Source organism: Metabacillus sp. 22489 (assembly GCF_052044855.1).
In the GTDB taxonomy this organism is placed as follows: Bacteria; Bacillota; Bacilli; order Bacillales; family Bacillaceae; genus Metabacillus; species Metabacillus niabensis.
The window spans coordinates 1-20,802 of sequence record NZ_JBQENT010000041.1; the positions used below are offsets into that span (position 1 = coordinate 1).

The 20,802-nt window shown below is 34.7% G+C and carries 25 protein-coding genes and 2 pseudogenes; 16 read left to right on the plus strand and 11 right to left on the minus strand.

What is annotated here, in order from left to right; all coding sequences use genetic code 11:
* Nucleotides 1–173: 173 nt before the first annotated feature.
* Nucleotides 174–374, minus strand: a pseudogene (locus ACTJJ9_RS19810) (aldo/keto reductase); the annotation flags it as partial.
* 254 nt (nucleotides 375–628) lie between these two features.
* Between ACTJJ9_RS19810 and ACTJJ9_RS19815 the strand changes: the two are divergent.
* Nucleotides 629–1,063 (plus strand): DUF1259 domain-containing protein, encoded by a 435-nt coding sequence (locus tag ACTJJ9_RS19815; protein WP_255451961.1) that lies wholly within the window; start codon nucleotides 629–631, stop codon nucleotides 1,061–1,063.
* A 139-nt stretch (nucleotides 1,064–1,202) separates the two neighbouring features.
* Complete coding sequence (locus ACTJJ9_RS19820; protein ID WP_145583214.1) at nucleotides 1,203–1,715, plus strand: DUF3189 family protein; 513 nt, start codon at nucleotides 1,203–1,205, stop codon at nucleotides 1,713–1,715.
* Between the two features lie 68 nt (nucleotides 1,716–1,783).
* On the opposite strand, the gene ACTJJ9_RS19825 is transcribed toward ACTJJ9_RS19820, so the two are convergent.
* Nucleotides 1,784–2,062: a hypothetical protein gene (locus ACTJJ9_RS19825; protein WP_145583212.1), complete on the minus strand. Its 279-nt coding sequence runs from the start codon at nucleotides 2,060–2,062 to the stop codon at nucleotides 1,784–1,786.
* A gap of 515 nt (nucleotides 2,063–2,577) precedes the next feature.
* The gene (locus ACTJJ9_RS19830; RefSeq protein WP_145583210.1) at nucleotides 2,578–4,005 is read right to left on the minus strand and encodes a serine hydrolase domain-containing protein; all 1,428 of its coding nucleotides are present in this window, start codon (nucleotides 4,003–4,005) and stop codon (nucleotides 2,578–2,580) included.
* An 872-nt stretch (nucleotides 4,006–4,877) separates the two neighbouring features.
* On the opposite strand from ACTJJ9_RS19830, the gene ACTJJ9_RS19835 reads away from it, so the two are divergent.
* Both ACTJJ9_RS19835 and ACTJJ9_RS19840 read left to right on the plus strand, forming a co-directional pair.
* On the plus strand, nucleotides 4,878–5,117 hold the full coding sequence (locus ACTJJ9_RS19835; RefSeq protein WP_145583207.1) for a hypothetical protein: 240 nt from the start codon (nucleotides 4,878–4,880) through the stop codon (nucleotides 5,115–5,117).
* Nucleotides 5,118–5,189: 72 nt separating this feature from the next.
* A complete protein-coding gene (locus ACTJJ9_RS19840; protein ID WP_145583205.1) occupies nucleotides 5,190–5,411 on the plus strand; it encodes a hypothetical protein in 222 nt (73 codons plus the stop codon).
* A gap of 234 nt (nucleotides 5,412–5,645) precedes the next feature.
* Here the strand turns inward: ACTJJ9_RS19840 and ACTJJ9_RS19845 are convergent, their stop codons facing one another.
* From ACTJJ9_RS19845 to ACTJJ9_RS19855, 3 genes are read right to left on the minus strand one after another with little or no spacing between them, the layout of a single operon-like run.
* Nucleotides 5,646–6,131 carry a small multi-drug export protein gene (locus ACTJJ9_RS19845; protein WP_145583203.1) on the minus strand — a complete coding sequence of 162 codons (486 nt, stop codon included), beginning with the start codon at nucleotides 6,129–6,131 and terminating at the stop codon, nucleotides 5,646–5,648.
* A 48-nt stretch (nucleotides 6,132–6,179) separates the two neighbouring features.
* Complete coding sequence (locus ACTJJ9_RS19850) at nucleotides 6,180–6,905, minus strand: MerR family transcriptional regulator (protein ID WP_440768837.1); 726 nt, start codon at nucleotides 6,903–6,905, stop codon at nucleotides 6,180–6,182.
* Nucleotides 6,906–6,932: 27 nt separating this feature from the next.
* A complete protein-coding gene (locus tag ACTJJ9_RS19855) occupies nucleotides 6,933–7,223 on the minus strand; it encodes a DUF4870 domain-containing protein (RefSeq protein ID WP_145583224.1) in 291 nt (96 codons plus the stop codon).
* Between the two features lie 313 nt (nucleotides 7,224–7,536).
* Here ACTJJ9_RS19855 and ACTJJ9_RS19860 point away from each other — a divergent pair, with 313 nt between their 5' ends.
* From ACTJJ9_RS19860 to ACTJJ9_RS19875, 4 genes are all read left to right on the plus strand, one after another.
* Nucleotides 7,537–8,580 (plus strand): SDR family oxidoreductase, encoded by a 1,044-nt coding sequence (locus ACTJJ9_RS19860; RefSeq protein WP_145583199.1) that lies wholly within the window; start codon nucleotides 7,537–7,539, stop codon nucleotides 8,578–8,580.
* 208 nt (nucleotides 8,581–8,788) lie between these two features.
* Nucleotides 8,789–9,352 carry a histidine phosphatase family protein gene (locus ACTJJ9_RS19865; RefSeq protein WP_440768838.1) on the plus strand — a complete coding sequence of 188 codons (564 nt, stop codon included), beginning with the start codon at nucleotides 8,789–8,791 and terminating at the stop codon, nucleotides 9,350–9,352.
* A gap of 100 nt (nucleotides 9,353–9,452) precedes the next feature.
* A complete protein-coding gene (locus ACTJJ9_RS19870; protein WP_145583194.1) occupies nucleotides 9,453–9,914 on the plus strand; it encodes a GNAT family N-acetyltransferase in 462 nt (153 codons plus the stop codon).
* A 30-nt stretch (nucleotides 9,915–9,944) separates the two neighbouring features.
* Nucleotides 9,945–10,481: an AAA family ATPase gene (locus ACTJJ9_RS19875; RefSeq protein ID WP_145583192.1), complete on the plus strand. Its 537-nt coding sequence runs from the start codon at nucleotides 9,945–9,947 to the stop codon at nucleotides 10,479–10,481.
* A gap of 365 nt (nucleotides 10,482–10,846) precedes the next feature.
* Here the strand turns inward: ACTJJ9_RS19875 and ACTJJ9_RS19880 are convergent, their stop codons facing one another.
* Entirely contained in the window at nucleotides 10,847–11,461 is a 615-nt protein-coding gene (locus tag ACTJJ9_RS19880; RefSeq protein WP_145583190.1) for a TetR/AcrR family transcriptional regulator, read from the minus strand.
* 131 nt (nucleotides 11,462–11,592) lie between these two features.
* Here ACTJJ9_RS19880 and ACTJJ9_RS19885 point away from each other — a divergent pair, with 131 nt between their 5' ends.
* The 3 genes from ACTJJ9_RS19885 (at nucleotide 11,593) to sinI (ending at nucleotide 13,745) form a co-directional block, all read left to right on the plus strand.
* On the plus strand, nucleotides 11,593–12,510 hold the full coding sequence (locus tag ACTJJ9_RS19885) for a COX15/CtaA family protein (RefSeq protein ID WP_145583188.1): 918 nt from the start codon (nucleotides 11,593–11,595) through the stop codon (nucleotides 12,508–12,510).
* A 47-nt stretch (nucleotides 12,511–12,557) separates the two neighbouring features.
* Nucleotides 12,558–13,349: an alpha/beta fold hydrolase gene (locus ACTJJ9_RS19890; protein WP_145583187.1), complete on the plus strand. Its 792-nt coding sequence runs from the start codon at nucleotides 12,558–12,560 to the stop codon at nucleotides 13,347–13,349.
* Nucleotides 13,350–13,616: 267 nt separating this feature from the next.
* Nucleotides 13,617–13,745 carry a DNA-binding anti-repressor SinI gene (gene sinI / locus ACTJJ9_RS19895; RefSeq protein WP_255451959.1) on the plus strand — a complete coding sequence of 43 codons (129 nt, stop codon included), beginning with the start codon at nucleotides 13,617–13,619 and terminating at the stop codon, nucleotides 13,743–13,745.
* A gap of 206 nt (nucleotides 13,746–13,951) precedes the next feature.
* Here the strand turns inward: sinI and ACTJJ9_RS19900 are convergent, their stop codons facing one another.
* Complete coding sequence (locus tag ACTJJ9_RS19900) at nucleotides 13,952–14,401, minus strand: DUF1569 domain-containing protein (RefSeq protein WP_145583185.1); 450 nt, start codon at nucleotides 14,399–14,401, stop codon at nucleotides 13,952–13,954.
* A 325-nt stretch (nucleotides 14,402–14,726) separates the two neighbouring features.
* Between ACTJJ9_RS19900 and ACTJJ9_RS19905 the strand changes: the two genes are divergently transcribed.
* The 3 genes and pseudogenes from ACTJJ9_RS19905 (at nucleotide 14,727) to ACTJJ9_RS19915 (ending at nucleotide 16,580) form a co-directional block, all read left to right on the plus strand.
* Nucleotides 14,727–15,287, plus strand: a complete 561-nt coding sequence (locus ACTJJ9_RS19905) for a sugar O-acetyltransferase (RefSeq protein WP_145583183.1) — start codon at nucleotides 14,727–14,729, stop codon at nucleotides 15,285–15,287.
* 165 nt (nucleotides 15,288–15,452) lie between these two features.
* A pseudogene (locus ACTJJ9_RS19910) lies at nucleotides 15,453–16,323 on the plus strand (helix-turn-helix transcriptional regulator).
* On the plus strand, nucleotides 16,320–16,580 hold the full coding sequence (locus tag ACTJJ9_RS19915; protein WP_145583181.1) for a hypothetical protein: 261 nt from the start codon (nucleotides 16,320–16,322) through the stop codon (nucleotides 16,578–16,580). The pseudogene ACTJJ9_RS19910 and the gene ACTJJ9_RS19915 overlap by 4 nt, the downstream one beginning before the upstream one ends.
* A gap of 108 nt (nucleotides 16,581–16,688) precedes the next feature.
* Here the strand turns inward: ACTJJ9_RS19915 and ACTJJ9_RS19920 are convergent, their stop codons facing one another.
* Entirely contained in the window at nucleotides 16,689–17,066 is a 378-nt protein-coding gene (locus ACTJJ9_RS19920) for a hypothetical protein (RefSeq protein WP_145583179.1), read from the minus strand.
* Nucleotides 17,067–17,575: 509 nt separating this feature from the next.
* Here ACTJJ9_RS19920 and ACTJJ9_RS19925 point away from each other — a divergent pair.
* Nucleotides 17,576–18,586, plus strand: coding sequence for a DUF3231 family protein (locus tag ACTJJ9_RS19925; RefSeq protein ID WP_145583176.1), 1,011 nt, complete (start codon nucleotides 17,576–17,578; stop codon nucleotides 18,584–18,586).
* A 165-nt stretch (nucleotides 18,587–18,751) separates the two neighbouring features.
* Nucleotides 18,752–19,366, plus strand: a complete 615-nt coding sequence (locus ACTJJ9_RS19930) for a class I SAM-dependent methyltransferase (RefSeq protein ID WP_145583174.1) — start codon at nucleotides 18,752–18,754, stop codon at nucleotides 19,364–19,366.
* A gap of 182 nt (nucleotides 19,367–19,548) precedes the next feature.
* Here the strand turns inward: ACTJJ9_RS19930 and ACTJJ9_RS19935 are convergent, their stop codons facing one another.
* Both ACTJJ9_RS19935 and ACTJJ9_RS19940 read right to left on the minus strand, forming a co-directional pair.
* Nucleotides 19,549–20,058, minus strand: a complete 510-nt coding sequence (locus ACTJJ9_RS19935) for an ankyrin repeat domain-containing protein (RefSeq protein ID WP_145583172.1) — start codon at nucleotides 20,056–20,058, stop codon at nucleotides 19,549–19,551.
* 56 nt (nucleotides 20,059–20,114) lie between these two features.
* Nucleotides 20,115–20,702, minus strand: coding sequence for a pentapeptide repeat-containing protein (locus tag ACTJJ9_RS19940; protein ID WP_186324252.1), 588 nt, complete (start codon nucleotides 20,700–20,702; stop codon nucleotides 20,115–20,117).
* Between the last annotated feature and the right edge of the window lie 100 nt (nucleotides 20,703–20,802).

Sequence of the window (20,802 nt, forward strand, 5' to 3'; positions counted from 1 at the left end):
TTGTCACAGGGCTTCAACCTTAGGATTTCTCCACCAGTTGCCTGTCAGCTACCGAGCGTTTTGGCACTTACTCGGATTGGACTTTCACCAATTAGCAATTAACGGCTTGCTGGGCACGCCAAATTGAAAAAACCAATTTTCCTTATTGAAAATCGGTTTTTAGGGTGATAAAGAATATTAAATTTAACGTTACCGAGCCCTTTTACAAATTCGGGATCTCTATGAGAAAAGAACACACTGTTTTTTGTATCTAAAGCAGCAATCCGCTTCATATCCTCTTGTTTTCATTCAAAGTCAAAAATATTAACGTTTTCGATGATTCTTTCTTTATAAACAGATTTTGGAATGACCACGATTCCTTTTTGAGTTAACCAAACCCCGTAAGTGGAATAACAAAAAAAGCTCCACTTCATATTGAAGTAAAGCAACCTTTATCTTAGTAACTAAGTATGTTATTACAACTTTGTAAAACAGTACTAAACCTTATGCCGGATCTCTAGTAAAATGTGCTATTAAATAATCTTTAATAGTATTCTTTACTTACAAAAGGGTGATATTCCTCTATCATTCATCCACTCATCTTTCCCTTTTTGGAATAAATTATTGATAAGAATCGTTGAGGGAGATGATGATTTTAGTGTTTATGAATAAAAAAGTTTATAGTGGTCAAGGTAATAACATAGGACCTTCAAAATGTCAGCAACTTGCAAATATTATTGGTGGAGACGTTATTCAAGCGACTCCCGTTTGTGTCGTTATGCGTCTTCGAAATATTAAAGCAACGATTTTAGAGCGTCGTACTCGTTCTCCATTAGCACTTCCATTTATGTTGTCCTTTGAAGATAATGGTCTAAATCTTGGTGAATCTGTTGTACTTCAGAAGGAAATTAATCCATTAATGTCTGCATTAAGAAAAAGAGGAATTATTGTGACAGCAGTTCATAACCATTGGCTGTTTGATGAACCACGATTAATGTATATGCATTGGGAAAATGTTGGTATGGATCCGTTTGAGTTTGCTAGAGAAAGCTTTGAAGCAGCTAAGGAAGCTGGACTTTTTTAAACATTAATTCTCGCTATGTGGGTAGACAACTTTAGTGGTCTGCCTTTTTCATTAGCATAAATTCTGCTTCAGCGAATCTAAATTAGGGTAAATGTCCATAATAATACAACTAGATACAATGATGATAAGGATGATTACATTGATATATATTTATAATGATTATGGAGGGACACATACTACTTCCTTAGCTGCTGCATATCATTTAAAACAACTACCTCAATCAGAACGAAAGCTTACGACAGAAGAAATATTAAACGTAAAATATTTTAATCAAATGACTAAGGACGATTTCGGAAGGATCATCTTTCATGGAAAAGATGAAGAAGGCAACTCAGTTTATACATTAGGACGGAAAAGGAACAAGCTTGTTGTCCCAGCACTAAAAGAACTGGCTTTACTATTACAAGAACAATATCATTTTAATGATAAAATCATTTTCTCCAATACATCACCAACTGTCCCAACGGCTATGTCAATTGGCGGATTTTTCTCAAGAGGATTGAAAATTGACTTTATAGGTGTGCCGTTATTAGTATTGGGCGCTAAACAATGCTGTGATAATATTTTTCGATTAGTTGAAAATACGAAACATGTTGGTAGTAGCTCTTTTAATGAAAATGTGATTATTTTAGAAAATAAGATGTATAAATAGTGCTACAATTTTAAATGATTTGTAAACGTTCTTGAAATTGATATTAAGATAAAAAAGCTAAGTCTAATTTATTCATGCTGATTTATCTTTGTTATTTCTTTAATATAGCTATTCATATTAGTCCAATAGCCATCTATTACTTCCAATTCTTCAAATGACATTTCAAATAAATTTATATCTAGCATTTCAACAAACTGGTCTAATAAGACGTTATAAGGATTATTTTTATCCTGACGATCCATCCCATTATTCAAAACAAAGTTTAACAAACGACTATAAACACCATTAGCAAATTCATTTAATAATTCGATTTTAAAAGTTTTCTCGTAGTTTAAAGGTTTCCCCATTTTTCAACAACTCCTTATTAATTTTGGTCAATCCAATAACCAATTAACTAGCTGGCAATAAACTCATCCAATGGATATTCTACATTTTAAAACGTAAAGAGGCTTTTATATAAAAAGCAATATTATACTACAGGTCCATAACCTTCCAATGGTATTGAAAGGTTTATTTGGCATGCCAAAATTATTATAACTTGGATAATAATCAATTTTTAATTTAATTATTGACCTCCTAGTAGCTGGTATTGTTGAATAACAGTCTTTTAAGAAATGTTACCTAACGACGCTTGTGCAAAAATAATATTGTTGTTTAATTTACAATAATAATATAGTTGTTTAAAAACCCTTATTCCACGAACGGATCAGGTTAGTGGAAGCAATAGTAATTAGGTTTGACTGGGAAAATTGTCGATGATATTAAAAAAGACACCGAAGTGTCTTATATTTTTCAAATTAAGCATACCGATAAATTGAAATTTAATTACTTAACATTATGTTTATCGTGGGAGCGAGGTATTTTATCGGTGAGTGTATAAAAACCATGTAATGCTTGCTGTTAATAATGCTGACGAAATCAAAGCTGTAAGAACACTATATGTTTGCCAAATAAGTATCGTTGACCAATCGAAAGCACAGCACAGTATACCCAGGGCAATCGTAGCGATCAGGAAAATAACTGTTACGATTATTCTCTTTTTTGTCATTAGCTGCCGCTCATTCGTTTTCCTTCTGCGTAATCCTAAAAGAAATAGCAGAATGGCCAATAGGCAAAGAATAATAGTGATAGACGACAAAATGATATCCAAAAGCTGTGTGCCGCTTATTTCATATGACTGAGTTAGATTGCCGTCTAATATATCTTTAACTTTTAGTACCAGGTTTATATTGGTATTTGCGCCGTTGCTCAGCAAGCAGACGGCTGTTCGTTCATTTAGCAGTATGGCTACTTTGGTTCTGAAATTTGGATTGCCCCCAGTGTGTTCTATAATCGTTTGGTCGGCGTTTACCGACCAGCCTGCCGCATAATACATATCGTTGACAGCCGAAACAGACATATCACCCCTATGTGATTTTTCGATAACCGTGTGAAATATTTCGGGTATGTCCTGCACAATACCCATCTGTATGCCCATCCAACGCGCCATATCTTTTGTATTAGAAATGATGTAGCCTGCGGGTTTATTCCCAGCATAATCCGGAGCTTTAAATGGAGTTGTCATAAAAAAGGAAGAACGGTAGCCCTGTGCCAACTCTCCAGTGGCTTGAGCATCTTCTTTATAAACATACGTCTGGTGAAGACCTAACGGCTGAAATACCTGTTCCCTCATAAAGTCTTCATAGCTTTGTCGCGACACAATCTCAATAACCAAACCCAATACGTCATAATTAACGGTTCCATAGTTATACTGTTCACCGGGTGGGAACGCCAATTCAGCATCTACGAGCATTTCCACAGTCTTTTGCAACATATCCGGTGTATTGCCTTGTGGAATATTTTGAGTATGCCTAATATTTGTTAGACCACTGGTATGGTGAAGAAAGTTATTTAGTGTAAGGCTTTGCATATCAACAGGTTTCCCTTGATACTTTAACGTAAACCAAGGTAAATATTTTTGGACAGGGTCAGTCATTGAGAGCAGCCCTTGCTCTTCCAACAGCATAATACCCATACCGGTAAAAGCTTTACTGACTGATGCTAACTCATAGAGTGTATTTTCACTTGCAGACAACCCCTTTTCACGGTCAGCATATCCTGAAGAAAAGTAGAACACTTCATCATCAACAAGTATTGAGATTGACATTCCCGGCACACCTGATATACGAGTGGCATCATCTAGCAACGCTTGTATTGCCGCAGATTTTGAATCTGACAACGCATAACTTTGTGTTGCGAATCCTGAGAATAATATAACTATCGTTAATACAAAAACAATAATCTTTTTCATAAACTCTCCTTTTTGAAAAATTATAAGAGAATAATATAAATAACCTACTTTTACAACTACTAAAATAAATTTTAATTTATCTTTCTATTCACCTAATATCAAGTAATTGTGAAGAGTTACACTTAACGAACAGATATGTTAGTTTAATAAGAAAAACGCTCTTCAACAATTGGACGCGATTGTTGAAGAGTAACATTAGGAAATAATCAAACTTTTTTATAAAAATTGCACATTGTTTTACAAAAGATTAACCCGTTGTGAACAAACTTTTTCAAAAGGGTTCTTTTCATTTAACTTAAAATATGGGTGTGTGGGTTGTTTTTGATCAAACTTTATTCTAAAGCTACAACTAATTGATTATTTATCTTTAAGATTATAATCTCTATTAAATCTGTAAATGTACTGTATGTTTAAGATTAATAAAAATATTACGTTATAAGTTATAATAAAAAGGAATATTTTTCTGAGTATTTTCATTTTTCATCCATTTATAGAAGACATTTACATTTAATATACTAAATCTTATATATTGTTATATCAATAAGCTCTTAAATATATACAAAATTAGTTAACATAATGAAATCTTATTATTAGAAACAAAGGTTTTGTGGTTAATCTATGACTCGTACTCGAAACGTAATTAGCAGATCCTTAAGAGGCATGCCAAACCCAGTTATTCAAGAGTTAGGCGTTTGTTTGTTTTTATATAGTTTATGCATGTTTTTATCGTTAATTTATCAATGTTTAACGGTAAAAGGCAGGATTTTCCTGGCAGGTTGAAACTTTTTGACTTTCATTTCGTTAATTAAGTAGAAGCATAAACGGCAGTTATATAAGAAGGCTATCTATTAATAAAAAGCGGAGGGATCATTTTGAAAAAATATTTAGTATTCATAGGTAGTTTTGCTATATTCCTTATATTATTCGAAATTTTATCAGGATTGCTATTAACCGCATTTTATACCCCTGATTTTTCATCAATAAATAGTTATCAACAAGAAGTTGCCTTTGGAATTGATACAGGATATCCATATTTAATCATTTTGCTCACAGCATCTTTCGCCTATTATTTCTCGCAAAAATTAGGTAAAGCATTTAACAAAAAAGGTTAATTTCGTGCAGGTGGGAAATGGTGAAGTAGCAAAAGACCAATATTAGGGGTGATCTAAACGGAAAAACTTTTAGTGAAAACTGCTATTCATTCATTTTTTACTTCATATTTATTATTGCTAGCATTTATCGATAGAGTAAGGATGACAACAGATGTAGATGGAATGACTTCGGCTGAGGAAATTCCGTATCACGACTTTTTCTTTATGATTTTAAAATACTCTATTATGATTACGTTTAGCATAGTCATTATTGTATTTTTGTATAATAAATATAAAAAAATAGGCGATAAATAATGGTTCTATTAAAACATAGAATAGTTTCTGTTTTCTCTCAGAATACGGATAATATCAAAAATTAAAATTAAAATACAACTGAAAATAAGCCTTATAAGAGGGTGACTCAAACACAATATAGACAGGTTAGTTTACTAAATATCGGTGTTTGCTGAAGGGGTCAGACCCCTTTTTAAGCCACCCTCCTTTTATAAATTGTTCAATTTTCGTGGAATGAATCTAAAGAAACTATACTCACTCTTTAAGCCAATAATAAAAATCAACACCATAATGGATTAATATCCCGCTTCCAACTCCCCATAGAATAATGCTGATAATTTGCCAGATAATGACCCTCTCTTTACTTGCCCCTGCAGCGATGGACACGAATGAACTTATATGGTTAGCACCTACGATTGGTCCCATAAGAGAAAGTCCTGGAACTCCATATTTATTAAAATAATGATGAGCTTTTTGAAAACGACCACTAAAAGTTGATTTCTGATGATTTTTAGTCCATTTAGCTTTTCCAATTGTAGTTATCATAATAACCAGCATGACTGAAAGAATATTTGCTAAAATCCCTATAAAAGCTGTTAAAATAAAGGGTAATTTCAATAGTACCCCAACAGGAACAGCAACATGTGCTTCCAAAAATGGAATGAATCCAATGACAAATATCATGATGAATTGCAAAATCATGTTTGCTTCTTGTAATCTATTAACTATTTCTTCAAGCAATGCAGACCCTCCATAAAATGAACTTTCTTTTTATTACCACCCGCTACCCTATCCTTTCTTTTGTAAATAATATTGTTTTGCTTTCTTTAGGAAAGTAATTTCTTCATTAGTAAGAGGATTAAAAACATCATTATCTGATAAAGAAATTCCGCTATTTTGTTCTTGTGGAGCTACTATCTTATTTATACTTTCTATAATCAATCCAATAAGCTCCTGCGCTTCCTTAGAATCCGGACTATGTTCTGATGCTACTAGATGCTTAATTCTAGTGAAAAAATCAAAGTATGTTTTATCAAATTCTAAGCGCTCCTTATTTGTGAGATTATAGAGACTATCTTTTCTATCACTATAGGACTCTATGTTTTCCTCTTCCCAAATGATGGCATAAAGAACAAAGCAAAATAGATTTAAATCGATGTGTTGTTTGTCTACAATTATATTTTTCATATGTTTAAGCTGGTTAATTGTCCGTTGAATTTCTTGCTGTTGAGCTAAAAGTTCCCTTGTTTTGAAATCAATTGCTTTCGTGAGATCCTGCTGTTCTACAAGTGTTTCTGCTAATAATTCCTCAATATTTTTAAGGGAAAAACCTAAAAATTTTAATGATTGAATCTGTTGCAATCTTTTGTAATCTTCAATACTGTATAAGCGATGTCCGCCTTCTTTATAATCTGTAGGCTTTAATAAACCGATGTTGTCATAGTAACGTAGAGCGCGTACCGTAGTATTCGATCGTTTAGCCAACTCTCCAATGGTTAACTTTCTTTCTTCCATTTGATCACTCTTCTCTATTCAAATTTTTTAAGGCTTTATGTATGGAATTGTAAAAGGATAAGTATAAGACTTATTTAAGGCAATTCTAATCATAGCATTTAAAATAAAGAGAAGTTCTACAGCTAATACGATATAAATGAAACTCCCATACTCTGATGGCAATAAATATCTGATTAGAAAAAAAGGAAAAATCGTTAAATGAAAGTTAAGAGCCTTCCTGCTAGCTTCACGATAAAATGAACTTCTTCTTTTTTTTCTTGAAAGTAGAAACATTAATAAAGGTGGAAACATCCCTAGGACAAGAGAGCTCCCAAGCATTAGCTGAACGAAAACTTTGTGCGATATTGTCGGTTTATCCAATTAATTCACCCGCCTTCCACAACCTAAATAATTTTTATAGGTTTAAGTTTAAAATGTGACGCAAGGGAAGATTCAAGAGATATTTCTTAAAAATTTTATTAACATGGATATATGCGTTTTATTGTAATCTCCCCCCTGATTAGTCTGAGTGTTAATCGATGAAAGAAAGACTTAAAAACTTTTATCCCCCCATAACTTTTTATATAAGAATAAACGTTATATAAAACGAAAGGCATTTTTGTCGGTTAATAAAAATGAATGGAGGAAATCGATGAAAGTTCTTATAATTGGTGGCACTCGTTTTCTAGGAAAAGCATTAGTTGCGGAAGCATTGAAAAAAGGACATGAAGTCACCTTATTTAATCGGGGTACAAATAAAGAGATATTTCCTGAAGTGGAGCATTTAATCGGCGATCGAGACGGTGATTTATCACTTTTGAAAAATCGAAAATGGGATGTTGCAATAGATACTTGTGGATTCGCTCCTCATCAAATCAAAAAGGCTGCCGCTGTACTTGGGGATAATATTGAGTATTATACGTACATCTCAAGCATCTCTGTTTATAAAGATTGGATTCCATACAATATTAGTGAGGACTATCTTTTGCAATCGATGCCAAAAGATAAATTGAAAGCTGTTAAGGAAGGGTCAATTTCTCCTTACGAGTATTACGGTGCGCTGAAGGTACTATGTGAAGCTGAAGCTGAGAAGCATTGGCCAGGGCGTGTTTTGCATATTAGAGCAGGGCAGCTTGTCGGACCGTTTGACTATACAGATCGACTGCCGTACTGGGTGCAGCGGGTAGCACAAGGCGGAAAAATCATAGTACCAGGAAGTCCAAATCGTTTAGTTCAATTGATTGATATAAAAGACCTCGCAACATGGGTATTCAATATGGCAGAAACCCGAAAAGCAGGAACGTTTAATGTAACTGGGCCTGATTATGAATTGACTATGGCAGAGCTATTAAATACCTGTAAAGCTGTTACAAACAGTGATGCGGAGTTTGTATGGGCAGATGAACAATTCGTATTAGAGCATAAAATACAGCCATGGACAGAAATGCCATTATGGATTCCTGAACACTTTTCGTTAGAAGGAGAAAAAGAACCGTGGAAAGGATCGTTTCGTATCAGCATAGAAAAGGCTGTTGCAGCTGGACTTTCCTTCAGCCCTCTTGAAGATACAATACATGATGTTTATCAGTGGGAGAAGGATAGGCAGGATACAGAACGAAGAGCGGGGATTTCTCGGGATAAGGAGCAAGAGTTACTAAAAACTTGGTTCCAAAAAGAGAGTAGTGAGACGTCATGATTAGGTACATCCTTTGCCATTAAGCAAAGGATATACTTTTACTAAACTCCCAATTAATCGAAAAAGCTTGTACATTTATTCAGTAACAAGTAGCGATACTTCATAACGAAGCATCGCTTTATCTATTTTCCAATCATGCAGGATGTTTGGAAAAGAAGAAGAATACTAAAGTTAAAGCTAAAAAAAAGACATATGGGAGGGGACAATTTTGCCAACGAATATCTACCTTGTACGACACGCCAATTCTACATATACCCCTGATGAATTAGGAAGACCCCTATCCGCTAAGGGTCTCGCCGATGCTGAAAGAATTAGCAACATACTCAAAAAGGAAAAGATTGATTGGATTATTTCTAGTCCATACAAAAGAGCGATTCAAACAGTTGAGGGTATTGCAAACTTTTTAGGGAAAGAGATTATCCTTGAGGACGGCTTTAAGGAACGAACATTATCCGCAAAACCTCTCCCTGAAGACTTTCATACAGCTATTACAAAAGTTTGGGAGGATCCGACTTTTTCCTTAGAAGGCGGAGAATCTAATCAAATAGCACAAAAACGTGGGATAACAGCCATTTTAAATGTACTAGAAACGTATGAAGGAAAAAATATTGTTGTAGGAACGCACGGAAATATTATGGTACTCATGATGAATTACTTTAATGAAAAATATAATTTTAGCTTTTGGCAGGACCTTGATATGCCAGATATTTATAAATTAACGTTTGAGAATAAGAGTTTAAAAGAAGTTAAAAGAATTTGGAGTCGAGCATAAGATTCTTATTAAATGAACTTTATTAAAGAAGGAATCGAATTTGTATATAAAATCTTAGTTATATAGCTTTATATTTTTTTGTGTGGAATGGGGAATTTATATGGAAATTGTTGAATTAAAGGATAGAAATAGCCTATTTGATAAAGCAGTTCAAGTATTTTGGAAACAATGGGGAAACGAGAACAATTACAAATTTTATGAAGACGCTATCGTTCATTCTTGCACTACTTCATCAGATATCCCAAGGTTTTATGTGGCAATAGAAAATGGACAGATCATTGGAACATATGCATTATTAAGAAATGACCTGAATAGCCGCCAGGATCTATGCCCATGGCTTGCTTGCCTTTACGTTAATGAAGAGTTTAGAGGAAGAGAAATAGGCTCGAAGCTCCTTCAACATAGTTTACAAGAAGCAGCGAAAAAAGGATTCGATAAGCTTTATTTATCAACAGATCTTGAGGATTATTATGAAAAATATGGCTGGCGAAATAGTGGTCTCGTATATGGCGTAAGCGGTAATCATATCAAACTATATGAAAAAGAAACAGATTTAACCTAGTATTAAAAAGATGATAAGGGGCTATAAATGATGACTCTTGAAAAAGGAATTTATATTATAACGGGAATAATGGCAGCAGGAAAATCAACCATCGCACAAATATTAGCTGAGAAGTTTGAAAAAGGTGTTCATGTGCGAGGAGATCTTTTTCGAAAAATGATCGTAACTGGGAAGCTCGAGATGACGCCAGATTATTCTCAAAGTGCCGTTGAGCAATTGCGACTTCGTTATAAAATGGCAGCAAAAGTGACTGAAATGTATTACAATGCAGGGTTTTCAGTAGTTGTCCAAGATACTTATTTAGGAAAGGAGACCGCTTCTTTTTTAAACGAATTCGAATCTACCCCCATTTACTTTATAACACTAAATCCAAGCGTCGAAGCAGTCATTGAAAGAGAGAAAAAGCGAAATAAGTCAGGCTATACTACTTGGCACGTTGAACCTCTTTATGACGTACTTATCAACGAAAACCCAAGAATAGGACTTTGGCTAGATTCGTCGGATATGACTCCTGAAGAAACGGTATTTGAGATTGTGAAGCGGTTATCTGAGGCTCGAATTAAATAAGTGTTTCATGTTTATGATTCTCATCTCTTCTCATAACGAGTGCATATCGTTTTACTATTGGACTAACTGGCAGAATAGTTGGTAGAAAATCATGGCTACATAGTAAATGATGTGCACAAAAAAGATTGCCTATCTTTATATCGATATCTTGACAGGAAGAGCAATGTACCTACATTTGTGCAACATTCATCTTCCCGCAAATTGGTTGTGAATGAATGCTTAATTTGTTAATTCGGTAAGTTGAGCTAATAATCGAAGAAGCTTTGGCACCAGTAAAATCATGTTAGTACCAATCCGCTCTTAAAATAGTCTAATTCATTTAGAAATCGACTTTCTTGTAAGCTTTTTATTCAATACAGGTAGCTTCATCGCTCTGTTGTTCCGTGCAGAAATATATCCACTAGTTTTTTTCCCACATCATAACTTGATTCATATTGGCTCATTGTTTCTTTTCTATTTCCGATCAAGAGCATAGATGAGAAAAGCTGAGCAAGAAGCATTGGATCATTTTTTCTAAAAAACTGTTTGTCCATTGCATCCTCGAAATAATCAGCTAATAACCGATATATCTGTAGTTCCGCCTCTCTAATCTCCTGAATTTGTTCTTCGTTTAAGTTACCCTCTGCCTCATTTATAATCGTTTGCAGCTCGGCATGTGGATTCGCTAACCTTGCCTCAGCTACACGCACTAGCCCTAACTCTATACTCTCAGCTTCACGAAGTAAAAGTTTTATTTTTTCATATACATTGTTTAACATTGTCGTCACAGAAGCTTTAAATAGTTCCGGCTTACTTGTGAAATGATAATAGATGGATGGTTTTGATACATTGCAAGCGTTGGCAATTTGTTGCAAGGACACTTGTTCATACCCTTTCTCCATAAAAAGCTTGGATGCAGTTCTAATAATCAGATCATGTATGGGCTCGCATTCTTTATCGTGTTTTGGTCTACCTGGTACTCTATTCGTATGATTTTTCATAATTACCTCCATGAACATTTTATGACAAATGCTCGTATTTATCAAAATTAACTTGTAATTATACTTACCAGTAAATATAATTTAATGGACTTCAAACAAATTCCTATCATTAATCGTGAGGTATCAAACGAATGAAAAAGTTAAGTTATCTAACTACAATTTTTATGTTTTTCGCAACATTTGGAGGTGGAGTTGTAACTCGTACCGAATCAGGACTCGGCTGTGGGAACGAATGGCCTTTATGTCATGGGAAATTTGTTCCCGCCCATACACTCGCTTCCATTATTGAATATACACATCGCCTAGTTAGCTCGACAGCAGGCATTCTTTCGATCATCACACTCATTTTATTTGTGATTTACTATCGACATCGTAAAGATTTAATCTTATTTGCAGTCTTAACGGTTGTTTTCGTCAGCATTCAAGGAATAATGGGTGCTCTCGCTGTCGTGTTTACTCAGTCTCCGCCCGTTATGGCTTTGCATTTAGGCTTTGCTTTTATATCACTTGCCTGCTCTTTAATGACGAGTCTTGGAGCAAGACAGGAAGAGAAATTAGGAGGGCTAGCATTATTTAACCAAATGCCGAGAACAAGTAATCGACTTCGTAACTATGTTTGGATAACGACTGTTTATTCTTATGTAGTCGTCTATACTGGAGCATTTGTAAGTCATACAAACTCTGCAGCAGCATGCTCTGGCTTTCCACTTTGCAATGGAGTGATTTTTCCAGGTTTAACAGGCGCGGTAGGAATTGCCTTTCTCCACCGACTCGCTGGTCTCATCCTAGTCATTTTCATTCTTGTCCTTTGCTGGCTTCTATATCGTTTTTATTGGAATATTCGTGAGCTTAGAATTCTCGGATACTCATCTGTTGCGCTCATATTGTTTCAAGTTGTATCTGGCGCAAGTCTAATGTTCACAATGGACAATCCAGAGGTGTATATGTTCGTCGTGCTCGCTCATGTAACGAGCATTGCTGTACTTTTTGGTCTTCTATCCTACATGAGTTATTTAGTGTGGAGACTAAGCAAACCAGTAACGTCATAAAATAGTATTTTTATTTCACTGTAATAGAAATGGGGTTAGCTATTATCATGTTAAAAATCAGGCATAAAAGCTTAAGGTTTAAAATAATCCTTGGAGCATGTTTATTCATACTTCTCGCTCTAGCATCGTTGTTTATATACTTGAATTCTGTAACATACCAACCGTCGGAACAAGCACTTTCTGACTTTCAAAGTGATAGCAAGGTTAGGGTAACTGAAGTAAAGGATGGGTATAAATTTGAACCTACTAATGATCAACAAATAAAAGAGCCCAATATTATCTTTTATCCAGGAGGATTAGTCGAGCCAATCAGCTACTCCCCTCTAGCAAGGGAGCTAGCTAAATCTGGTCATAGAGTCTATATTGCAAATATGCCGTTAAACTTTTCATTCTTTGGACAAAATAAGGCAGACTCTTTCCTTGCCGAATACCCCGAGGAATCATTTGTCATTGGCGGACATTCGTTAGGAGGCGTTTTTGCTTCAAGGTATGCGTTGGAACATAGCGAAAAGCTTAAAGGGGTATTTTTTCTCGCTTCATATGCAGATGAAGACGGCGCTCTCAAAGATACAAATCTATCTGCACTACAGATCACAGGTACCAACGATGGAGTTCTTAACAAGAAGCAATGGGAGAAATCGAAAAAAAATCTGCCTAAAGATACAGCTTTTGTCAGTATAAATGGAGGAAACCACGGCCAGTTCGGGTCATACGGCATGCAGAAAGGAGATCATAAACCAACGATTTCAGAGAGCAAACAAATAGAAACAACTGTTATGGCAATGGAAGAATGGTTTATGCAAATGAATATTACTCCTAAGGATCAAATTCCAAAATAATGGATAAAACTAGAGTACTCTGTAGTGGATCTGGCTAATTAATTTTCTAATAACACGTAATTACGAAGGAGTACTATTCCCTCACTATGCCTATACAATTTTTTAAATAGTTCATTTCTCCGTATATATTAAATTATCAATAGTGCATAAGTCATCTTGTCGAATCAAGTAAATGTGACTAAATTAATTCCTAATGCTCTTTCTCCATTTTAGTTGATAACGCATAATTAGAACTAGAAAAAAACATTACTTTAGGAGGTATAATGAGTGATCAGTACACTCGAAAGTAAGAAACTTAACCCAGAATGGACGGAATTACTTTTAATAGCTCTTAAATTAGGACTATCTCCAAATGAGATAAGAGAATTTTTCTTGAGTAACCAAAGACCTGAATAATGTCTTTTTTGTATCTTTCTTCGCCAAGGGATATACATGTTAACCTGTGGTTCACCTTCGTCCAGTCAATACACTTATTATTCAACAGTTCCTTCCTATCACATACTATCCACCCTTATCATTACGTTATTTTTTAACGATTCACTAATAACAACAGGTTCCTCGTCAATTCCTCAACATGTAACGCGAATTAGTTTAAGTCGGTTTTAAACCCCAAATTGTTTTAAATGATGATCAAGATGCTTGTAGATTCCTTTTCCCCATTGCTCAGGAGTGAGTTTCCCGAAAAAGGGATGGGGATGACTTGTGCATTTTTCTGGGCCGTTCTTTTGGAATGTGATAATTTTTTGCTTTAATTTTTCTCTTTCGATTTCAAACTCTCTTTTATCTGCTATTAAAATGGTTGGAATTGTTGACATATTTTTTGGTACTGGCTTATCGTTATAAAAAATAGGTTTTGCGAATCCTCCTACTACTATCCCTAACAAGCCTCTCTTCGGAAACGAATATCCCATTGCGATATCTTGAAAGGATGAGCAATGGGATAGCATTTGGGCAACATCCATCTTCCCCCAAAGTGGTTGTGAATTTGCACTTAAACTATAAATCCGATTCAATATTTCATCTGTGTGCTTGGAAACAAATATAGAGTTCATATGTATAGCTCCTTTTGTTTTAAGTAGCTTCCTAATCATTTAAGATATATATTTAATGTATTATTCAACGTTTATGATATTTTTCCCTTCTTCACTGTAGGGTGCTCTCATTAAACTATATGTGATGGTATTGGAAAATTTTATATGTTATATTAATAGCATAACTTATTAAACAACTTTAATAAGTTTTTGGATACTTTTTAAAACCATTTAATAAGTCTCAATAGAAGTTAATCCTAGTAGGTACTTCTACTTTTGCTCGGAGACAATACTTCTATCAGATTAACAATCAGAAGCAAAAACTAATAAGAAGGAGAATCAATAGATGAAAACAGAAAAAGAAAAAATGCTAGCTGGTGAAATGTACAATCCAGCTGACCCCGAATTAGTAAAAGAACATCTGGAAGCAGGACGTAAGGTTAGGATCTATAATCAAACGCTAGAAACTGAAAAGGAATTACGAACGATATTATTAAAGGAATTACTCGGTTCAACTGGAGAAAATGTATATATGGAGCCAAATATACGTTTTGATTATGGCTATAACACTCATGTAGGAGATAACTTTTTTGCTAACTTCGACTGTACCATTTTAGATGTTTGTGAAGTCCGATTTGGCGATAATTGCATGCTTGGACCAGGCGTACAAATCTATACAGCAACACACCCTCTTAATCCAGCTGAACGTAATTTAGGTAAAGAATATGGAAAACCAATTACAATTGGAAACAATGTATGGATTGGAGGAAGTGCTATTATAAATCCAGGCGTAACGGTAGGAAACAATGTTGTTATCGCCTCAGGTGCAGTAGTTACGAAAGATGTACCAGACAATGTAGTAGTTGGCGGAAATCCGGCAAGAATTATTAAGGAAATTGGCTGTTAGGTAATTAGTTAGCAAGACATCTTCCTTACATACCATCTTTCCTTACTTCTTATTATAATAAAAGAAAGAATATTTCGACAATACAAAATAATAATTCATAAATAGCAATTATTATCAAAAATAAATATTCATTACCCTCTAAACTTAGTAAGTGAGGTGAGCATCATGTATAGCGAAGTAACTAGAGATGTTATTTCTTTTTTAGAAGAGCATTTATTAGAAGAATGGCAATTAGAGGATTATGCCGTTCAAATTGGTTATTCCAAGTATCATTTATCGAGAGTTTTCAAACAAGAAACAGGAATGAACATCGGAGAATATATTCGTAAACGTCGATTAGCGACAGCTGCGATGTACTTGTTATGATGAATCGATTATTCAGATAGCCTTTGAATTGCAATTTCAATCCCAAGAAGCTTTTACTCGTTCTTTTAAAGAAGTCTATCAAATGCCACCAGGAAAATATCGTAAATTGATGCGAACACTACAAAGGACGGAGGAAGAAAATATGGGTGAACAAAAATTGATTAAAGGATGGGTTTTAAGTGGCTCACACCCGAATCTTTATGAAATGAAAGCCGATAGTCAAGTATTTCATACGGGTACAAGCTCAGGCTTACTTGCGTCTGTTGGAGACGCAGGGGAAGGACAATTTGGCACTATGATGCAAAGCTTTTCAGCGGAAAAATGGAAAGGAAAACGGATTAAAGTTTCCTGTTTTTTAAAAACTGAAGAAGTTGTGAAGTGTGGGGCATGGTGTCGAATCGATAATGCTTCTAGTGATATGATCCAGTTTGATAATATGGACAATCGTTCAATCCAAGGTACAACTGATTGGAACTATTACTTTATTGTGCTAGATGTTCCTGAAGACAGTGTTTCAATACACTTTGGTGTTCTATTAATTGGAACAGGAAAGGTATGGGCTGATGGGTTTGCTTTTGAAGAGGTAGATCAAACGGTTCCTTCAACAAATATGCTAGCACAGGAGCAATTACCGTTAGATCCAATTAATTTAGGATTTGATGAAATGTGATTATTTTCGATTTAGTTTTTGATTTATTTTTTGCAATTTATACTTCACTCGGTTTCGGAACAAAGGAATATAAAATTCAAGCGAAGATGGAAAAGGTCGGTAAGCAATATCCGATTTTGTTGAATATTTATCAAACCAACCAAAAGCTTTTCGAAACAGATGATTATTTAGGAAACTTAGTTTTAAATTTAAATGTAAAAAATGAAGAAGCAACGAAAGAATTTGCCTCAATCATTCAGCAGTATTTTAACAAGTAGATTTATAAACGTACTATTCCTTTAAAACCATCTATCCTACATGCTGATAGATGGTTCATGTTATATAAGCTAAACTATTCCACAAAGCAACAAATGCCTTTCATTCATTTATTTCGAAAGATCATATTCCAAATGCTCTTCATCCCACACAAGCTCATGGTCATCTACATGTACATGCCACTTTGCCCCTGGGACAACAGAGCGAATTTGCGAAAGCAAGGCGGACCAATGCTGAACACCTTCCCACATAGCATCTTCGCTATTATTAGGTAGCTGGGTTGCACCTTCAAAAATAACATCCGCTTCTGTAGGAGCTTCATTGTCGTAGACATAAAAGCTAGTCCAATTATATCCTTCACCCGTATTGATATATTTTTCGATTTCTTCATCAACTGAATAATCGATAATGAATTGATTAATAGCTTCCTGCTCTTCCTTTGTTAGCTTTTGTTTACGTGTTGCTGTGTAATAAATTGAAACACTCATCTTAAGCCCTCTCATTCAATTGTAATAAAAAATAAAGACCGAGGTATCCGTAATCTTTTACAATGTTTTTCCATATTACCTCATACCAATTATTAACGATATTCGCTTCGCCAACAAGGGTTTACGCAGCAATTTTTTTGCCTTACAAAAAATTATATCTATGTAAACATTCCAATAAAAACAAATACACCATTACACCTAAAAGATAAAGAACCGTATAATTTCGATTCCAACGAGAAACTTTAAAGGAGTCTACCTTTATAATGCTTGATATTAAGCCAATTGTCGCATTGTACGGCCCGTTAAAAATTCAGATACTGCCCCTTCAATGGTATTTCTATATTTATATAAGTAATCACTTTATTCGCCCAATTATCTCCCCATATTATTGAAGAAGGTTTGTTCAAATTATATCTAAAAATAATCTCATTCTAAAAAAATGGAAATTAAAGATTATTAATGATTGGAGTTTGCAATACTATAACTAAAAATGATGGAGTGGATCGTTATTGGAACCACATAATAAACAACACAATATTGAATTAACGTGCACAGAAATTGGTGGGCTTTGGGGAATTTTTAATCAGGAGAGTATGAATGTTCAATTTTTAACATATTTTCTGCATCACCTTCAGGATGAGGAAATCAAGCCACTTGCCGAAGAGGCATTGCATATTTCTGAAGGGAGATTAGAAAAGGTAAAACAAATCTTTCTTGAGGAAAATTTCCCGATACCAGAAGGCTTTTCAGAAGGTGATGTAAATTTAGCTGCCCCACAGCTCTTTCACGATGTGTTTACACTAAGTTATCTTTACATGACAAATCGACTTGGGATGATAAACTTTAGTTATTTTGCCTCTAACAATGTTCGATTAGACATCCTAGACTTCTTTACTGAGTGTATACATACAACAACTGAGATGTTTGGAAAAGCCGTAAAATTAATGCTCTCAAAAGGAGTTTATGACCGCCCACCTAAAATGGAATACCCTAAGGAAATTGAGTTCGTTCAAAAGGGCTCCTTCCTTAACGGATTCGTTGGCAAAAAACGTCCACTCAATGCAATCGAATTGTCCGAGATCTTTTTTAACATAGAGAGAAATTATTTCTCTGTCATTATCATGTTAGGCTTTGCCCAAGTCATCAATGATAAGAAACTAAAAAATCACATATTAAGGGGAAAATCGATCAGTGAAAAACAAATCCAATTCTTCAACGACTTAATGATGGCGGAGGATCTTCTTGGCACAGTTACTGTTGGGATGGAAGTAACTTCGTCAACTGTCTCACCATTTTCGGATAAGCTGATTTTTGCTCTTATTAACATGCTAAATTCAGTAGACATCAGCCTCATATCACACGCCATGTCTGTAACAATGAGAACAGATTTAACAGCCCAATATAGCAAAATCATTGCAGAAGTCATGAATTACGCAAAGGACACCTTTGACATTTTAATTGAAAAAGAATGGCTCGAGCAGCCTCCTCTTGTAACGGACCGAAAGAAGTTGTTGGAATGAAAAGCAAACAGGTAACAAATAGTCAAACAAGGATGCGTTTACCTATGATGGTAAAGGCATTTTTTTGTTTATATAAATTTGCATACGATAATGAAAAAATTTTTAAAATTCGGATAACAGAACAAATTTGTTGATATAGTGATAGTAGGAGGTGAATGAAACATCGTGGAGAAAAAACAATTAATTCAAAAGTTTAACCAACAGGCTGTAAAATATTCGAAAAAGCGGAAAAACCAAGAGAATAACAAATGGAGAAGTCACATTTTCCAAGCTGTCAAAGGAGACACTCTTGAGGTAGCGGTTGGAGCTGGAATGAATTTCTCATTTTACCCAAAAGATATTGAGTATGTAGGAGTGGATTTCAGCCCTAAAATGATTGAACATGCTAAGGAATCTGCAAAAGATTATGGCTTTAGAGCAAAATTTATTGTGTCAGATGTTGAGTCCCTTGAATTTCCTGATAATTCCTTTGATACGATTGTTTCATCTGGGTCCTTTTGTAGCTATGAAAACCCAGTCCATGTATTAAATCTTTTCAATAAATGGTGTAAAGCGAATGGACAGATCTTACTTATGGAACACGGTTTATCTTCCACCCCAACACTGGCTTGGATTCAAAAGAAATTTGATAAGCTCGCAGTGAAAGCATTCGGCTGCCACCAAAACCGCGATATCCTAGCTCTAGTCAAGCAATCCAATTTGAGCATTACCAAGCAAGAACGTGCAATCTTAGGGTATCTTTATTTAATCTGGGCAAAGCCAAATAAAGAGAATCAATGAATAATTGAACGTGAATCAAAATGGAATAGATATGAGCAAGCGAGTTTCGCTTTCTGTCTAAGTACAGTTGTATGGGGTGCTGGAATATCGGCATCCTTCATTTCTTGTGGTAGGAGGTTAATTTTAAATCTAGATATAATAAAGAGCTTGAAATGTTTTGCTTGTTTATTCAAAAGTTCTTTCTATGCTTTTACATCCATCTTTCCCTTTATATATTCTGCGATTTCTATTTGTCCTCTTTCAATGGCAAATGCATACGCATCCATTTCCTTCATGTTGTCACCAGAGTATGTTATAAATACATCTATATGATTCTCTACTAACAATTTAACAATAGGAAAATGACCACCATATATCGCGGCAAACAAAGGATTTCTATCTGGTTTACTAGTATCAATCTCAATATGATGTTGAAGGAGATATTCCGCAATATCGACATGCCCTTTTGCAGCAGCTCTTTCAAGGGCATTTGTCGAAAAGGTTCCACCTTGTGCATTGATATCTATCCCAGCGTTTAGTAGATATTCAATTATCTTTAAATATCCGTGAGCCGCTGCAACATGAAGCCATGTGCCAAAGGGTGTCATCCATGTTACCATTTCGGGATGATCCTCAAGTAAATCCTTTAACAGGTTGAGTTGGCCATTCTTTATAGCGTCTCTAATGGTTTTTGCAATTTGATATTTATCCACTATTGTTTCTCCTAAAGTTATGAATTGCACTAAATGAATTATTTGTTTATTAAGAGTTATCCTTTACTATTCTGGATCAACCAACTTTTGATTTCATCGCCTTCTAACCTTATTGGCTTTTCCTCTGTTCCAACAAAAATATGATCGGCGAGCACTTCATCGATCCCTTTTACTTTTTTAAAACTCGTACCATAGAGATGTGCTCCATCAAGTAAAGTATTTGTTAAATCAACACTAGAAAATGTTGCGTTGCTTAAATTCGCACTTCGAAATGATGCCCTTCTTAAATCAGATTCAGATATGTCGGTATAGCTAAGGTCGGCATATTCAAACGATGATTTTATACACAGACAATTTTTTATTATTGCATGTTTTAAAGATGTGTAAGCAAATACTGATTTACTTAGTAAACAGTCTAAAAAGTTCGCTTCATCGAATGATGTACTTAAAAAATAGCAATCACTCATATCATTGTACGTAAAATATGAATTGTTCATATTTGAATTTACAATCTCTGAACAACTTAGATTTATCCCTGAAAGGTTGAGTTGTGTTAACTCTTCATACACACTTTCCAGCTTCTCTCCAAATTCACCAGCAGATTCTGCCCATTTATGATGCTTTAAAAACATATGATCATCCATATCATAATTCCTTTCTGCATATATGAAACGATATGTATGGTAAACCAAAGAGTATCTTTGATGTAGTAATGTAATTCTTGAATGGGAACTACGTTTTTTA

What these genes read in the sequence shown, in the direction of transcription:
- ACTJJ9_RS19905 (WP_145583183.1), top strand. Translation starts at nt 14,727, where the DNA reads ATGAAAACAGAAAAAGAAAAAATGCTAGCTGGTGAAATGTACAATCCA.
- ACTJJ9_RS19815 (WP_255451961.1), top strand. Translation starts at nt 629, where the DNA reads ATGATTTTAGTGTTTATGAATAAAAAAGTTTATAGTGGTCAAGGTAAT.
- ACTJJ9_RS19890 (WP_145583187.1), top strand. Translation starts at nt 12,558, where the DNA reads ATGTTAAAAATCAGGCATAAAAGCTTAAGGTTTAAAATAATCCTTGGA.
- ACTJJ9_RS19880 (WP_145583190.1), bottom strand. Translation starts at nt 11,461, where the DNA reads ATGAAAAATCATACGAATAGAGTACCAGGTAGACCAAAACACGATAAA.
- ACTJJ9_RS19900 (WP_145583185.1), bottom strand. Translation starts at nt 14,401, where the DNA reads ATGAACTCTATATTTGTTTCCAAGCACACAGATGAAATATTGAATCGG.
- ACTJJ9_RS19860 (WP_145583199.1), top strand. Translation starts at nt 7,537, where the DNA reads ATGAAAGTTCTTATAATTGGTGGCACTCGTTTTCTAGGAAAAGCATTA.
- ACTJJ9_RS19940 (WP_186324252.1), bottom strand. Translation starts at nt 20,702, where the DNA reads ATGGATGATCATATGTTTTTAAAGCATCATAAATGGGCAGAATCTGCT.
- ACTJJ9_RS19920 (WP_145583179.1), bottom strand. Translation starts at nt 17,066, where the DNA reads ATGAGTGTTTCAATTTATTACACAGCAACACGTAAACAAAAGCTAACA.
- ACTJJ9_RS19870 (WP_145583194.1), top strand. Translation starts at nt 9,453, where the DNA reads ATGGAAATTGTTGAATTAAAGGATAGAAATAGCCTATTTGATAAAGCA.
- ACTJJ9_RS19885 (WP_145583188.1), top strand. Translation starts at nt 11,593, where the DNA reads ATGAAAAAGTTAAGTTATCTAACTACAATTTTTATGTTTTTCGCAACA.
- ACTJJ9_RS19850 (WP_440768837.1), bottom strand. Translation starts at nt 6,905, where the DNA reads ATGGAAGAAAGAAAGTTAACCATTGGAGAGTTGGCTAAACGATCGAAT.
- ACTJJ9_RS19855 (WP_145583224.1), bottom strand. Translation starts at nt 7,223, where the DNA reads ATGCTTGGGAGCTCTCTTGTCCTAGGGATGTTTCCACCTTTATTAATG.
- ACTJJ9_RS19875 (WP_145583192.1), top strand. Translation starts at nt 9,945, where the DNA reads ATGACTCTTGAAAAAGGAATTTATATTATAACGGGAATAATGGCAGCA.
- ACTJJ9_RS19830 (WP_145583210.1), bottom strand. Translation starts at nt 4,005, where the DNA reads ATGAAAAAGATTATTGTTTTTGTATTAACGATAGTTATATTATTCTCA.
- ACTJJ9_RS19825 (WP_145583212.1), bottom strand. Translation starts at nt 2,062, where the DNA reads ATGGGGAAACCTTTAAACTACGAGAAAACTTTTAAAATCGAATTATTA.